The sequence below is a fragment of the uncultured Paracoccus sp. genome (assembly GCF_947487305.1).
GTDB lineage: Bacteria > Pseudomonadota > Alphaproteobacteria > Rhodobacterales > Rhodobacteraceae > Paracoccus.
In genome coordinates this window covers 14,492-28,735 of sequence record NZ_CANKWH010000001.1, presented here as the reverse complement: position 1 = coordinate 28,735, position 14,244 = coordinate 14,492, and the positions used below count along the sequence as shown (strand labels likewise).

The window sequence follows — 14,244 nt, the reverse complement described above, 5'->3', positions numbered from 1 at the left end:
GGGGCGGACGAGATACAGGGGGCCGCCGCAGGGCGGCCCTTTTTCGTGAGTGATGCGGGTGGGAGGTTGCGGGGCCGGGAGGGGAATGTTTGCTCGTGGCCCATCGGCGACATCAATGTCTTATGCGACATCGGGAAAGCTGCGTTGCCGTGCACCGCTTGAGCTTGTTTACTGATGTGCGTCAGCTAGAATCCTAATCAGCCACTTAAATATCAGAATGCACTATTTTGTGCGATCAATATCAGCGAATAGGCAAAGGGAGCACAGATAAACGTGACAATCAAGATGAGAGATTTGAACACCGGTTTTTCATATCGCTCTTCGTGGACCGGCTACGCTAAGGGTCGGGGTCTCAATATCATTAACGCCCCTATTTTACACAGCGCGCGCATAAACTCCCAACAGCTCTATCAGGACCCTTTCAAGGGATCTCGGCACGGTTTCTCAAAAAAATATGAGCAATTTATAGAAGCTCTTAAGTCAAGTGAACATGCTATCGTCCGCCATGGTGGAAAAGACGAAAACCAAGAGCTGTTTGGGTCGGGTAAGTTGATTGCCGTCTACGAGATTCATTCCTACGAAATTGACGAAAGCGGTGGCGTCCAGATTCAGCTTGGCAAGCGCATCGCGTTTTAAACGCCCGGAATGCCGATGTGGAATGTGCGAGATTTTTTGCGGAGACCAATAGCGACTTCGTCCCGCGTTGCCAGCCTTCATATCCAGCTTCCGAAGATTTCTTGGAGAGCTTCTGCTCTATAAGGCGTCAAAGATCCCGTATATCTCGACTACGCACATCATATGCATTGAAGAACTGGGTCGCACAGCGGTGTTTGGGAGAAAGCAATGATCCGACGCATATCCTCGGGCGGTGTCTACGAGCAGAAGATCGGCTACTGCCGGGCGGTGGTGGCCAATGGCATGGTCCATGTCGCGGGCACGGTGGCCACGGGCGATCCGGTGCCTGAAAACGTGGTCGATCAATGCCGCTCGGCGCTGGACGTGATCGGGCGGGCGCTGGCCGAGGCCGGATCGGGTTTCGACCAAGTGATCCGCGTCACCTACATGCTGCCCGACCGGGCCGATTTCGAACCCTGCTGGCCCGTTCTGGCCGAGACCTTTGGTCCCAATCCGCCAGCGGCGACGATGATCGAATGCGGGCTGATCGATCCGAAATACCGCATCGAGATCGAGGTGACGGCGCTGCTGCCAAAGTGAACCCGGAAGGTCGCAGGCACCGGCTCGGCTCTGGACCTTTGGCTGTGATTGCGCCATACCAAACGGGATATTCCTTGGAGCATCCGACCCATGTCCGTGAAATCCCTCGCGCTTCGCTTTTTCACCTGGTGGAACAGCGAAACCTGGAACACGCAATTCTGGACCTGGCGCTATGGCCAGAAGGTGGGCGAGGACAGCCAGGGCAATATCTTCTACCAGGACAAGACCGGCGCGCGTCGTTGGGTGATCTATAACGGCGAGGCCGAGGCCAGCCGGGTCGATCCCGAATGGCATGGCTGGCTGCACCACACCTGGGCCGAGCCGCCGACCAAGGCGCCCCTGCCGCACCGCCCCTGGGAAAAGCCGCATCTGCCGAACCTGACCGGTACGGGCGAGGCCTATCGTCCCGATGGCTCGATCTATCGCACGGATCCCGCCAAGCGCAGCGATTACGACGCCTGGCAGCCGGAATAAGATGTCTGCTTCCGCCGAGCATCGGGCCGAGCTGATCGCCGGCGCGGCTGTTCTGGCCGTGGCGCTGGGGTTTCTGCTCTGGTCCCTCGGACGCGACGCGCTTCCGGGCGGCGGAGGCGGCTATGACCTGACGGCCTCGTTTCCCGATGTGGACGGGGTCGAGGTCGGCACCGAGGTGCGGCTGGCCGGCGTCCGTGTCGGTCGTGTGACCGAGATCAACCTGAACCCGCAGACCTATATGGCCGATGCGGTGATCCGCGTGCCCGAGGATGTGCTTCTGCCTGCCGACAGCGCTGCGCTGATCCAGTCCGACGGGTTGCTGGGCGGGGCCTATATCCAGCTTCAGCCCGGCGGCAGCATGGACAACCTCGCCCCCGGGGACGAGATCGAGGATGTGCAGGGCGCTGTCAGCCTGATTTCGCTGATGATGAAATTCGTCGACAGCCAGGCCAGCGATGGCGAAGGCGACAGCGAGGCCAGCCAATGATCCGCCGTTTCGCCCTTCTTTCCGCCGCGCTTGCCGCCCTGAGCCTGCCCGTAGCTGCGCAGGAAGTCGCGCGCGGGAATGGCGCGCTGTTGCGCGGGCTCGACAAGGTGTCGGGCCAGACCACCGACCTGATGGTCGCCGTGGGCGAGGCCGCGCGCTATGGCCGGCTCGAGGTGCGCCTGGGGGAATGCCGCTATCCGGCGGGCGACCCCAGTTCGGATGCCTATGCGCAGCTGAGCATCACCGACACCAGCGAGAACACCACCATCTTCAGCGGCTGGATGATCGCTTCGTCGCCCGCGCTTTCGGCGCTGGACGATGCCCGCTACGATGTCTGGGTGATCTCCTGCCAGAGCTGATCGGCTGACAGAAGAGGTCGCGCAGTCATTTCGGCCTGATGCTTCAGTGCCTGTGCCAATTGCCGGCGATAGCTGGCGCGGGGGATCTCGGTCCCGCCCATGCGCGCCAGATGCGGCGTCAGGAATTGCGTGTCGAACAGCGTGAAGCCGCAGCGCGACAGGTGTGACGAGATCCAGATCAGCGCCATTTTCGAGCCATTGGTCCGGGCCGAGACCATGGATTCGCCGAAGAAGGCCGACCCCAGTGTGACCCCGAAGACGCCGCCGGCGAAACGCCCGTCATGGCGCACCTCCAGCGCGGCGGCATGGCCCGCCTGGTGCAACTGGCTGTAAAGCTCGGAGAGCGGCGCGTTGATCCAGGTCTCGTCCCGCGCAGCGCAGGCAGCCACAACGGCATCGAAATCGCCATCGAGATGCGCCGACCAGCCGCCGCGCCTCAGATCCCTGAGCAGCGAACGCGAGGCATGGACGCCGCCCACCGGCAGGACGCCCCGGCGCAGCGGATCGAACCAGTGCAGCGTCGGGTCGTCGGCGCTGGCGGCCATCGGGAAAATGCCCTGGGCATAGCCCGCCAGCAATTGCCGTGGCGTCAGCACCTCAGCCGTAATGCTTGTCCAGCCAGCGTTCCAGCCAGTGGATCGAGTAATTGCCGGCGAGGATGTCGGGCTCTTGCAGCAGCGCGTCAAAGAGCGGCACGGTGGTGTCCACCCCGTCCACGATCAGCTCGCCAAGCGCGCGGGACAGCCGGGCCAGCGCCTCGGGCCGGTCGCGGCCATGGACGATCAGCTTGCCGATCAGGCTGTCGTAATAGGGCGGGATGCGGTAGCCGTCATAGATGGCGCTGTCCATCCGCACGCCCAGACCGCCCGGCGCGTGATACTGGCTGATCCGGCCGGGGCTGGGAGTGAAGCCCGGCACCTTCTCGGCATTGATCCGCACCTCGATGGCATGGCCGTTGATCTTAAGATCGTCCTGAGTAAATTCCATTTCCTCGCCGGCGGCGACGAGGATCTGCTGGCGCACCAGGTCGACGCCGAAGATGGCTTCCGTCACCGGATGTTCCACCTGCAGGCGCGTGTTCATCTCGATGAAATAGAACTCGCCATCCTCATAAAGGAATTCGATCGTGCCGGCGCCGGCATACTGGATCTTGGCCACGGCATCGGCACAGATCTTGCCGATCCGGGCGCGTTCTTCCGGGGTGATGGCCGGGCCGGGAGCCTCTTCCAGCACCTTCTGGTGACGCCGTTGCAGCGAACAGTCGCGCTCGCCCAGATGCACGGCCTTGCCACGGCCATCGCCGAAGACCTGGATCTCGATATGGCGCGGGCGCTGCAGGTATTTCTCGATATAGACATCAGGGTTGCCAAAGGCCGCCTTGGCCTCGGCGCGGGCGGTGCGGAAGGCGACCTCGAGGCCCTTCTCGTCCTGCGCCACCTTCATGCCGCGACCACCGCCGCCCGCCGTGGCCTTGATGATGACCGGATAGCCGATCTCCTGCGCCACGGCCTTGGCGGTCTCCATGTCATCGACGCCGCCGGCCGAGCCGGGAACCACCGGAATGCCAAGCTCCTTGGCGGTTTCCTTGGCGGTGATCTTGTCGCCCATGATGCGAATGTGCTCGGCGCGGGGGCCGATGAAGGTGATACCGTGATCTTCCAGCATCTGCACGAAATTGGCGTTCTCCGACAGGAAGCCATAGCCCGGATGGATCGCCTGCGCCCCGGTGATCTCGCAGGCCGAGATGATCGCGGGCATCGACAGGTAGCTGTCGGTCGAGGGCGCCGGGCCGATGCAGACCGATTCGTCGGCCATGCGCACATGCATCGCGTCGCTATCGGCGGTGGAGTGCACGGCGACGGACTGAATGCCCATCTCGCGGCAGGCGCGGATCACGCGCAGGGCGATCTCGCCCCGGTTGGCGATCAGGATCTTGTCGAACATCAGGGCCTCACTCGACGACCATCAGGGGCGCGCCGAACTCGACCGGGTTGCCATCGTCGACGAGGATGCGCTTCACCGTGCCGGCGCGGGGCGAGGGGATGTGGTTCATCGTCTTCATCGCCTCGACGATCATCAGCGTGTCGCCCTCGGCGACCTGCTGGCCAATGGTGACGAAGGGCGCGGCACCCGGCTCGGCCGACAGGTAGGCGGTGCCGACCATGGGCGAGGTGACGACGCCGGGCAGGCTGGCCGGATCATCGCTGGAGGCCACGGGGGCAGCACCTGCCGCCGGGGCGGCAGCGGCCGCCATCGGCGCGGCGGCGGGGGCATAGGCGGGGGCGGCGGCCTGGACCACCACCTGCTTGCCCTGCTTGGACAGGCTGACGGTCAGGCGGTCATGCTCGCCATATTCCCGCTTGACCGAAAGCTCGCTCAACTCGCTGGCGTTCAGAAGCTCGGCCAGGGACTGGATGAAGGCCAGGTCGCCCTCGTGATGCTTGCTTTCTTTGGAGTCGTTGCTCATGCGGACCTCTGCCGTGTGTATCATGCCGCCCCTGTTTCCGGTCGCGGCGGTTCAGTCGCTTATAGCCGCTTCGATGACCCAAGGGGAAGGGATAACGGGCCGCTTCCGCTAGTGTTCTCGGTCGGCGCGGGCGGCGGCGCTCAATCGGGCGGCGCGCTGCCCGATTTCATCGCGCCAGGCGAGCCGTTCCAGCCAATGCGCGGGAAAGCCGGACGCGCCCCAGATCGCCCCGGCAAACTGGCCGGTGACGGCGGCGACCGTATCGGCGTCCTCGCCCAGATTGGCCGCCAGAAGCACCGCCTCGGCAGCCGTATTTGCGCGATCCACCGACCAGAGCGCGGCCTCGAGCGTATGGACCACATAGCCCGTCGAGCGGATCTGGTCGCGCGATTTTCGCGTGAACGCGCCGCTGCGAAACTCGCCGATCTGTGTTCCGAAGGGGGTTGGTGCATCGGCCAGCGCGGCGGCAAGATCACGTCCCTCTGCGAGGGCGATCAGCACATGGGCCATCAGATGCGCGGCATCGAGGCATTCAGCCGCCGCATGGGTGGTCCGACATTGGACCTCGGCTGCATGACAGGCCAAGGCGGGGTTGTGGTGCCAGCGGATCGCAACCGGGGCAAGGCGCATGATCGCGCCGTTTCCGGCGCTGTCGGGGGCGCTGCTGCCGGCCAGCGGCTCGCCATCCGCAAGGAAGCGGCCGATCGCGCTGCGGGTGGTGATGCCGATATCGAAGCAGCGGCCGGTGACGCTGTTCTCGCCCTGCTGCCACCAGCGGGCAAAGCGCCGCATCAGGTCGGCGGGATCGAAGCTGCCATCCGCTCCGGCGGTGGCGATCAGGCCATCGGCAAGGCACAGCGCCATGGACATGTCGTCGGTCCATTGACCGGGGGCCAATCCGAAGGGCCCGCCGCCGATTATGTCGGTCAGCTGCGGCTTGCTGTCGCGGGCCGAGAATTCCAACGTGGTGCCAAGCGCATCGCCGATGGCGAGGCCGATCAGCATGCCGGCCAGTCGATCCTCTGCGATCACGGCGCGGTCGTCCGGCTCATTGCTGGCGCGCATTTCTTTCCTCGATCCCCGATTTGCCTTCGCGGCGGGCAAGTTCTGCCTCGACATCGGCCAGCGTCAGATCGCGCGCCGCCAGCATGACGAGGAGGTGATAGAGCACGTCCGCCGCTTCCGAGGTCAGCCGGGCGCGGTCGCCCTTCACCGCCTCGATGATCGCCTCGATCGATTCCTCGCCGAATTTCTCGGCGCATTTCTCCGGGCCTTGGGCCAGCAGTTTGGCGGTCCAGCTCGTGTCCGGGTCGGCACCCTTGCGCGCGGCGATGGTTGCGGCGAGGCGGTCGAGCGCGCTCATGTCAGCCTCATCGGGATGCCGGCGGCGGCCATATGGGCCTTGGCCTCGGCAATGGAGAAGGTGCCGAAATGGAAGATCGATGCGGCCAGCACCGCGCTGGCATGGCCCTCGGTCACACCCTCGACCAGGTGATCCAGCGTGCCGACCCCGCCCGAGGCGATGACCGGGATGCCGACGGCATCGGAAATCGCCCGCGTCAGCGGCAGGTTATAGCCCGCTTTGGTGCCGTCGCGGTCCATGCTGGTCAGCAGGATCTCGCCCGCGCCCTTGGCCTCGGCAAGACGGGCGAATTCCACCGCATCGATGCCGGTGGGTTTGCGCCCGCCATGGGTGAAGATCTCCCATTTGCCCGGTGCTACGGTCTTGGCGTCGACGGCCACGACGATGCACTGGCTGCCGAAGCGGTCGGCGGCCTCGGCCACCACATCTGGGTTGGCGACGGCGGCCGAGTTGAAGCTGACCTTGTCGGCCCCGGCCAGCAGCAGCGCGCGCACATCCTGATGACTGCGCACCCCGCCGCCCACGGTCAGCGGCACGAAGCATTGCTCGGCGGTGCGTGTCACCAGATCGAACATGGTGCCGCGGTTTTCATGGGTGGCATGGATGTCGAGGAAACAGATCTCGTCCGCGCCGGCGGCGTCATAGGCACGGGCGGCCTCGACCGGGTCGCCGGCATCGACGAGATCGACGAAATTGACGCCCTTGACCACGCGGCCATCGGCGACATCGAGACAGGGGATGATGCGCGTCTTCAGCATGGCGCGGTCATAGCGCGCATTCACTGGCCGGGGAAGGGGGGCGCTGCCCCGTCGCCGTCCCGGCGACTCCCCGGGATATTTCTGCCAAGATGAAGGACGCGATCAGCGAAGCGACCTCAGCGCCTCGGACAGATCGATGGCACCGTCGTAAAGCGCGCGGCCCGAGATGGCGCCGGCGATGATCCGGGTGTCGTGCAGCGCCTTCAGATCGGCCATGGAGGAAACCCCGCCCGAGGCGATGACCGGGATGGTGACGGCGCGGGCCAGCGCCTCGGTCGCTGCGACATTCGGGCCCTGCATGGCGCCGTCACGGTCGATATCGGTATAGATGATCGCGGCGACGCCCGCGTCCTGGAACTGCCGGGCCAGATCGGTGACCATGACATTGGTTTCCTCGGCCCAGCCCCGGGTGGCCACGCGGCCATTGCGGGCATCGATGCCGACGGCGATCTTGCCGGGGAAGGCCATCGCCGCCTCGCGCACCAGGTCGGGCTGTTCGACCGCGACGGTGCCGAGGATGACGCGGGCGAGGCCCTTCTCAATCCAGCCCTCGATCGTCGCCATGTCGCGGATGCCGCCGCCCAGCTGCGCCGGGATGCTTGTCGCCTTCAAAATGGCCTCGACCGCCGCGCCGTTCACCGGCTTGCCGGCAAAGGCCCCGTTCAAATCGACGAGGTGCAGCCATTCGGCCCCGGCTTCCTGAAAGGCCAGTGCCTGCGCCGCAGGATCGGTGCCGAAGACGGTCGCCGCCTCCATCTCGCCGCGCAACAGGCGCACGCAGTTTCCGTCCTTCAGGTCGATGGCGGGATAGAGGATCATGGGGGACTCCGGCTGCTTCGCGGCGGGTGTGGCACAGGCGCGCCGGAAGGTGAAGGGCCGGACCCCACGTCATGCTTGATCGGTGGCGGGTGCCCGCGCATGATCCGCGGCAGATCATTTCCTGAGGAGGGGAAATAGCCCGATGAAGACCTTTGCTTTGGCCGCCGCCTTTGCCCTTGCCGCGGTTGCCGCCCATGCCGACCCGATCGAAGGTGTCTGGCAGACCCAGCCCGATGACGGCGCCTTTGCCCATGTGACCATCGCCCCTTGCGGCAATGCCTATTGCGGCACCATCACCCGCGCCTTCAAGGACAAGGCCGAATATGCCTCGCCGAATGTCGGCAAGCAGATCGTGCGCAGCATGGTCGCCAAGGGCGACGGCAATTACGAGGGTCAGGTTTGGCGCCCGGCGAATGACAAGGTCTATAACGGCAAGGCCACGGTCAGCGGCAACCAGATGAGCCTCGCGGGCTGCGTCGCCGGCGGGCTGATCTGCAAGAGCCAGACCTGGGTGAAAATCCAGTAATCGCGGCCAGCGATCCTGACCGACGGCCCCCGCTTCGGGGGCCGTTTTGCTTTCCGGAGCGAGCGAATTGCGGCAGACTCGCCTTGCACGGGTCGGCGATCTGCGAGACATGACCGTTAAGGACCGCCCGTTCGGGGCGGGGTGTAACGAGGGAGTGTTTCATGGGGCTCATCGGGATTTTCCTGTCGCTTGGCCTGCTGATGTACCTGGCCTATCGCGGCATCAACGTGCTGATCCTCGCGCCGCTGCTGGCGCTGTTGGCGACACTGATGGCGGGCGATCTACCGCTGCTGGCGACCTATACGCAGGTCTTCATGAAGGCGCTTGGCGGCTATGTCGTGCTCTATTTCCCGCTGTTCCTTCTGGGCGCGATCTTCGGGAAGGTGATGGCCGACAGCGGCTCGGCCCGGGTCATTGCCGAGAAGATCGTCGAGCGGGTCGGCGCCGGTCAGGCGATCACCGCCGTGGTGCTGGCCTGCGGCGTGCTGACCTATGGCGGGGTGTCGCTGTTCGTGGTGGCCTTCGCCATCTATCCCATCGCCAATGCGCTGTTCCGCCGCGCGGATATTCCAAAGCGCCTGTTGCCCGCGACCATCGCGCTGGGGTCCTTCACCTTCACCATGACCGCGCTGCCCGGCACGCCGGCGATCCAGAACGCCATTCCAATGCCCTTCTTCGGCACCAATGCCTTTGCCGCGCCGCTTCTGGGCACGCTGGCGGGTGCGATCATGATCGCCGGGGGGATCCTGTGGCTCAATCGCCGCGCGGCCTGGGCGGGGACCGAGGGCTATGGCACCCATCCGCGCATGGCGGCTGACAGTTCGCTGTCCGACGATGCGACGCTGCCGGGCTTTGCGCTGGCCATCGCGCCGGTGGTGCTGGTGATTCTGTTGAACGCGAGTTTCACCTATCTGGTGATCCCGAACATGGAAACGGCCTACCTGGCACAGCCCGAATATGGCGCGACCACGATCGCTTCCGTCGCCGGCATCTGGGCGATCATCGTGGCGCTGCTGGCGGCGATCCTTCTGGCGCTGGCGCTGAACTGGTCGCGCTTCACCGAGGTGAAGGAGACGGTGAACGCCGGCACCATGGGCTCGCTGCTGCCGATCTTCAACACCGCCTCGGAAGTGGGTTACGGCGCCGTCATCGCCAGCCTGCCGGCCTTTGCCATCATCCGCGATGCGGTGCTGGGGCTTTTCCCCGACAACCCGGTCGCCTCGCTGGCGGTGGCGGTGAACGTGCTGGCGGGGATCACCGGCTCGGCCTCGGGCGGCATGTCCATCGCGCTGAATGCGCTTGGCGAGCAGTTTGCCCAGATGGGGCAAGCGCAGGGGATCAGCATGGAACTGATGCACCGGGTGACGGCGCTGTCGTCAGGTGGGTTCGACGCGCTGCCCCATAACGGGGCGGTCATCACGCTGCTGGGGATTTGCGGGCTGACGCACAGGCAAAGCTATGCTGATATCTTCGTCGTCGCCGTGGCGATTCCGGTCCTTGCGACCATCTGCGTGATTCTGCTCGGCTCGGTCTAGTTCCGGCGGGCAAGCGAAAGGGCTGCCCATGTCGAACAAGGTCGTTTCCGCCCGCGATGCCGCGGCGCTGGTTCATTCCGGCGATACCGTCACCACCTCGGGCTTCGTGGGCGCGGGCGTGCCGGATGGGCTGCTGAAGGCGCTTGGCGACCGTTTCGCAGAAGACGGTGAGCCGCGCGACCTGACCCTGCTCTTTGCCGCCGGGCAGGGTGATGGCAAGGGGCGCGGGCTGGACCGGCTGGCCGCGCCCGGGCTGGTCAAACGGGTGATCGGCGGGCATTGGGGGCTGATCCCCAAGCTCGGCGCCATGGCCGTCCGGGGCGAGATCGAGGGCTGGAACTTTCCGCAGGGCGTCATCAGCCATTTGTTCCGCGACATCGCGGCAGGCAAGCCCGGCACCATCAGCCATGTCGGGCTGGAGACCTTTGTCGATCCGCGTCTCGGTGGCGGTCGGGTCAGCGCGGCGGCTCGGGATGATCTGGTCGAACTGATCCAGATTGGCGGGGTCGAGCGGCTGTTCTATCACGCCCTGCCGATCCATGTGGCGCTGCTGCGCGGCTCGACCGCCGACGAGCGCGGCAATATCACAATGGAGCGCGAGGCGCTGATCCTCGACAATCTCGCGCAGGCGATGGCGGCGCGGAACTCGGGCGGGGTGGTGATCGTGCAGGTCGACCAGATCGTCTCGGGCGGCAGCCTGCCCGCGCGCGAGGTGGTCATCCCCGGCGCGCTGGTCGATGCCGTGGTGCAGGCCCCGGCGGAACTGCACCCGCAGACCTATGCCAGCCAGTATAACCGTTATTTCACCGGCCGCTACCGCGCGCCCGAGGGTGGGGCGGCACCGATGGCGCTGGACCTGCGCAAGGTCATCGCCCGGCGCTGCGCCTTCGAGCTGCCCATCGGCGGGGTGGTCAATCTGGGCATCGGCATGCCCGAAGGCGTCTCGGCGGTGGCGGCGGAAGAGGGGCTTCTGTCCCATGTCACCCTGACCGCCGAGCCGGGGGTGATCGGCGGCCAGCCGGCCTCGGGTCTGGATTTCGGCGCGGCGATCAATACCGAGGCGATCATCGCCCAGAACCAGCAATTCGACTTCTACGATGGCGGCGGGCTGGACATGACCTGCCTTGGCATGGCCGAGGTCGATGGGCAGGGCAACGTGAATGTCAGCCGCTTCGGGCCGAAGCTCGCGGGTGCGGGCGGCTTCATCAACATCAGCCAGAACGCCCGCCGCGTGGTCTTTGCCGGCACCTTCAGGGCGGGCGGGCTGGCCGCGCGGATCGGCGATGGCCGACTGGAGATTGACACCGAGGGCCGGTCGCGGAAATTCATCGAGGCGGTCGAGCAGATCACCTTCTCGGGCGCGCGGGCGGGCCGCCTGCGCCAGCCGGTGATGTTCGTGACCGAGCGCTGCGTCTTCGAGTTGCGCCCCGACGGGGTGCACCTGACCGAGATCGCGCCGGGCGTCGATGCCGGACGGGATATCCTGTCGCAAATGGGTTTCGCCCCGATCGTGGGGGAACCCCTGCCGATGGACCCGCGCATCTTCACCGACGCGCCAATGGGCCTGCGCGAGGAGATGCTGGAGATCCCGCTCACGCGCCGCATCCACCTGGACCCCGACCGGCAGATCCTGTTCATCAACCTCGCCCGCATGGCGATCCGCGACGCGGGCGACGTGGCGGCGGTGAAGCAGGCTGTGGAACAGGCGGTGGCGGGCCTCGGCCACCGGGTCGATGCGGTGGTGAACTACGACTTCACCCGCATCGACGAGCGCATCCAGCATGACTGGGCGGCGATGGTCGGCGATCTCGAGGACCGGCTTTACGGGCGGGTGACGCGCTATTCCGGCTCGGCCTTCCTGCGTCGCCGCTTGGGCGAGACGCTGGAGGCGCGGCGGCGCACCACCATCTATGAAAGCGAGGCGGCGGCGCGGGCAGCCTTGCGCGAGGGCTGAGCCTCACGCGGAAGTGAGCCGCAACGCGACCTCTGGTTGAGGGGCAGGGCGCAGATTTCGGGCTATCATCCCCGAAAGCCGGAGTGACGCCCATGCCCCAGACATCCGCCGTCATCGCCTTCCTCGCCTGCCTTCTGGCCCTGCCCGCCGCCGCGCAGGATCGGCGCTACAGCCATTGCATCGCCATCGCCGAGGCCGCGCCGGGGATCGACTATCTGCACCAGGCAAGCTGGACCGACCCGGTGCCCGAACGCAGCCTGCGCATCAGCTATGTCGGCCATTCGATGTTCCTGATCCAGAGCGAGGGCGGCGTGGACATCGTTACCGACTATAACGGTTATCTGGGTCCGACTGATTTCCGCCCCGATGCAGTGACGATGAATCGTGCACATTCAAGCCATTGGTCGGAAAATCTCGACGGAATCGAGCATGTGTTCCGCGGCTGGTCAGACCAGTTCGGCATCGGTGCGGATCATCATGCCGAGTTGGGAGACGTGCTGATCCGCAATGTCACCACCGATATCCGCAGCTTTGGCGCGGTCGAGGAGAACGGCAATTCCATCTTCGTCTTCGAGCTGGCCAATCTCTGCGTCGCCCATCTGGGCCATCTGCATCAGGAGCCGAGCGACGCCCAATATGCCGCGCTTGGCCGGGTGGATGTGCTGATGGTGCCGGTCGATGGCAGCATGACCATGGCGCAATCGGTTATGATGCGCGTGGTCGAGCGGCTGCACAGTTCGCTGGTCATCCCGATGCACTGGTTCAACGATGGCCGGCTCGAGGCGTTTCTGGCCGGCATGTCGGGCGAGTTCCGGGTCGAGCGGCCGGGGATCAGCGAGGTGACGGTTTCGCTTGGCACCCTGCCGCCGCAGCCGACGATCCTGGTGCTGGAGCCGCAGGGGCTGGTGGAGTGAGGCACGGTTCGCCCGCAATCCCGGCCCGGGAGCAAGGGCGAAGCCCGCCGGGCCAGCGCCGGCCCGTCCCCCGGGCAGGCGCTTTGGTGCCGCTGGTCCTGCGTTCAGGCAGAAGAGGGGCTTGGCACCATAAAGCACATCGTTCCGGCCCCTGCAGCGCCTACCCACGGGCCGGCGCTGGCCCTGTGGTCCGCTGTCAGCTGCGCCACTGCGACACGCAGGGGATCTTCTCCCGGTCCGCGCGCTCGGCATATTTCCGGGCGATCTCCTGCACCTCGGCCAGAAGCCCGTCCTGAAGCTTGATCGGCTCCAGCCCCAGTCCGAGGAAACGGTCATTGGCGACGTGTAGATCGTTCTCGTCGGCCTCGTTCCGCGGGTTCTTCAGGAAGGCTACCTCGGCCCCGGTCTGATCGGCGATCATCTGCGCCAGATCGCGGACCCGGTGGGTCTCGGTCATCTGGTTCAGGATATTCACCCGCTCGCCCTTCTGCGGCGGGTTCATCAGCGCCAGCTCGATGCAGCGGCAGGTGTCCTGAATGTGGATGAAGGCGCGGGTCTGGCCGCCCGTGCCATGGACGGTCAGCGGATAGTTCACCGCCGCCTGCATCAGGAAACGGTTCAGCACCGTGCCGTAATCGCCGTCATAGTCGAAACGGTTGATCAGCCGTTCATCCAGCCGGGTCTCTTCGGTCTGGGTGCCCCAGACGATGCCCTGATGCAGGTCGGTGATCCGCACCCCGTCATTCTTGTTATAATAGAAGAAGAACAGCTGATCCTGCGTCTTGGTCATGTGGTAGATCGAGCCGGGATTCGCCGGATAGAGGATCTCCTGCCGGTGAGGTCCGTTCTCGGTTTCCACCATAACATCCAGATAACCCTCGGGAATTTTCATCCCCGCCGTGCCGTAGCCATAGACCCCCATCGTGCCCAGGTGGACCAGGTGGATGTCCTGCCCGGACTCGACGATGGCGGCCAGCACGTCATTGGTGGCGTTCAGGTTGTTGTTGACGGTGTAACGCTTGTGCCAGCTCGATTTCATCGAATAGGGCGCGGCGCGCTGTTCGGCGAAATGGATCACCGCATCGGGCTTTTCCTCGCGCAAGAGCGTCAGCAGGCGGTGGTAATGCTCGCCCACGGTAAAATTCTCGAACCGGATCTCGCGACCGGTGAGTTCCTTCCACGCCCGGATGCGCTCGCCCAGGGGGCGGATCGGGGTCAGCGAGCTGACCTCAAGCTCGACATCGATCTTGCGGCGCGAGAGGTTGTCGACGATCACCACGTCATGGCCGCGGGCCGAGAGATGCAGGGCCGAGGGCCAGCCGCAAAAGCCGTCGCCGCCGAGGATAACAATCTTCATGAATGGGGTTCCTTGT

The 14,244-nt window shown here is 65.3% G+C and carries 17 protein-coding genes; 9 read left to right on the top strand and 8 right to left on the bottom strand.

Translation table 11 applies throughout. From position 1 onward, the window contains the following. Positions 1 to 285: 285 nt before the first annotated feature. The 5 genes from Q1A36_RS00160 to Q1A36_RS00140 all read left to right on the top strand — a co-directional run bounded on the left by Q1A36_RS00160 (position 286) and on the right by Q1A36_RS00140 (position 2,535). Entirely contained in the window at positions 286 to 636 is a 351-nt protein-coding gene (locus Q1A36_RS00160) for a hypothetical protein (RefSeq protein ID WP_299838002.1), read from the top strand. A gap of 207 nt (positions 637 to 843) precedes the next feature. Then, positions 844 to 1,215 (top strand): RidA family protein, encoded by a 372-nt coding sequence (locus Q1A36_RS00155; RefSeq protein WP_299838000.1) that lies wholly within the window; start codon positions 844 to 846, stop codon positions 1,213 to 1,215. A gap of 90 nt (positions 1,216 to 1,305) precedes the next feature. Further along, positions 1,306 to 1,689: an NADH:ubiquinone oxidoreductase subunit NDUFA12 gene (locus tag Q1A36_RS00150; protein ID WP_101751354.1), complete on the top strand. Its 384-nt coding sequence runs from the start codon at positions 1,306 to 1,308 to the stop codon at positions 1,687 to 1,689. 1 nt (position 1,690) lies between these two features. Then, a complete protein-coding gene (gene mlaD / locus Q1A36_RS00145) occupies positions 1,691 to 2,176 on the top strand; it encodes an outer membrane lipid asymmetry maintenance protein MlaD (protein ID WP_299837995.1) in 486 nt (161 codons plus the stop codon). Beyond that, positions 2,173 to 2,535, top strand: a complete 363-nt coding sequence (locus Q1A36_RS00140; protein ID WP_299837992.1) for a DUF2155 domain-containing protein — start codon at positions 2,173 to 2,175, stop codon at positions 2,533 to 2,535. The genes mlaD and Q1A36_RS00140 overlap by 4 nt, the downstream gene beginning before the upstream one ends. On the opposite strand, the gene aat is transcribed toward Q1A36_RS00140, so the two are convergent. The 7 genes from aat to hisA all read right to left on the bottom strand — a co-directional run bounded on the left by aat (position 2,502) and on the right by hisA (position 7,942). Next, entirely contained in the window at positions 2,502 to 3,131 is a 630-nt protein-coding gene (gene aat, locus Q1A36_RS00135; protein ID WP_299837989.1) for a leucyl/phenylalanyl-tRNA--protein transferase, read from the bottom strand. The two genes, Q1A36_RS00140 and aat, sit on opposite strands and share 34 nt — an antisense overlap. A 1-nt stretch (position 3,132) precedes the next feature. Next, complete coding sequence (gene accC, locus Q1A36_RS00130; RefSeq protein WP_101751357.1) at positions 3,133 to 4,479, bottom strand: acetyl-CoA carboxylase biotin carboxylase subunit; 1,347 nt, start codon at positions 4,477 to 4,479, stop codon at positions 3,133 to 3,135. 7 nt (positions 4,480 to 4,486) lie between these two features. Further along, positions 4,487 to 5,002, bottom strand: coding sequence for an acetyl-CoA carboxylase biotin carboxyl carrier protein (gene accB, locus Q1A36_RS00125; RefSeq protein ID WP_299837980.1), 516 nt, complete (start codon positions 5,000 to 5,002; stop codon positions 4,487 to 4,489). Between the two features lie 108 nt (positions 5,003 to 5,110). Next, positions 5,111 to 6,067 carry an ADP-ribosylglycohydrolase family protein gene (locus Q1A36_RS00120; RefSeq protein ID WP_299837977.1) on the bottom strand — a complete coding sequence of 319 codons (957 nt, stop codon included), beginning with the start codon at positions 6,065 to 6,067 and terminating at the stop codon, positions 5,111 to 5,113. Next, on the bottom strand, positions 6,051 to 6,365 hold the full coding sequence (locus Q1A36_RS00115; protein ID WP_299837974.1) for a phosphoribosyl-ATP diphosphatase: 315 nt from the start codon (positions 6,363 to 6,365) through the stop codon (positions 6,051 to 6,053). Before Q1A36_RS00115 ends, Q1A36_RS00120 begins: the two co-directional genes overlap by 17 nt. Next, entirely contained in the window at positions 6,362 to 7,123 is a 762-nt protein-coding gene (gene hisF / locus Q1A36_RS00110) for an imidazole glycerol phosphate synthase subunit HisF (RefSeq protein ID WP_299837971.1), read from the bottom strand. Before hisF ends, Q1A36_RS00115 begins: the two co-directional genes overlap by 4 nt. A 102-nt stretch (positions 7,124 to 7,225) precedes the next feature. After that, positions 7,226 to 7,942 carry a 1-(5-phosphoribosyl)-5-[(5-phosphoribosylamino)methylideneamino]imidazole-4-carboxamide isomerase gene (hisA, locus tag Q1A36_RS00105; RefSeq protein WP_299837969.1) on the bottom strand — a complete coding sequence of 239 codons (717 nt, stop codon included), beginning with the start codon at positions 7,940 to 7,942 and terminating at the stop codon, positions 7,226 to 7,228. A gap of 142 nt (positions 7,943 to 8,084) precedes the next feature. On the opposite strand from hisA, the gene Q1A36_RS00100 reads away from it, so the two are divergent. The 4 genes from Q1A36_RS00100 to Q1A36_RS00085 all read left to right on the top strand — a co-directional run bounded on the left by Q1A36_RS00100 (position 8,085) and on the right by Q1A36_RS00085 (position 12,871). Then, a complete protein-coding gene (locus tag Q1A36_RS00100) occupies positions 8,085 to 8,468 on the top strand; it encodes a DUF2147 domain-containing protein (protein WP_299837966.1) in 384 nt (127 codons plus the stop codon). A gap of 161 nt (positions 8,469 to 8,629) precedes the next feature. Continuing rightward, the gene (locus Q1A36_RS00095) at positions 8,630 to 10,003 is read left to right on the top strand and encodes a GntP family permease (protein ID WP_299837963.1); all 1,374 of its coding nucleotides are present in this window, start codon (positions 8,630 to 8,632) and stop codon (positions 10,001 to 10,003) included. A 28-nt stretch (positions 10,004 to 10,031) separates the two neighbouring features. Beyond that, positions 10,032 to 11,957, top strand: a complete 1,926-nt coding sequence (locus Q1A36_RS00090) for a malonate decarboxylase subunit alpha (RefSeq protein ID WP_299837960.1) — start codon at positions 10,032 to 10,034, stop codon at positions 11,955 to 11,957. A gap of 92 nt (positions 11,958 to 12,049) precedes the next feature. Continuing rightward, complete coding sequence (locus tag Q1A36_RS00085) at positions 12,050 to 12,871, top strand: MBL fold metallo-hydrolase (protein WP_299837957.1); 822 nt, start codon at positions 12,050 to 12,052, stop codon at positions 12,869 to 12,871. Positions 12,872 to 13,067: 196 nt separating this feature from the next. Here Q1A36_RS00085 and Q1A36_RS00080 read toward each other — a convergent pair whose 3' ends face one another. Next, on the bottom strand, positions 13,068 to 14,228 hold the full coding sequence (locus tag Q1A36_RS00080) for an NAD-dependent epimerase/dehydratase family protein (RefSeq protein WP_299837954.1): 1,161 nt from the start codon (positions 14,226 to 14,228) through the stop codon (positions 13,068 to 13,070). Between the last annotated feature and the right edge of the window lie 16 nt (positions 14,229 to 14,244).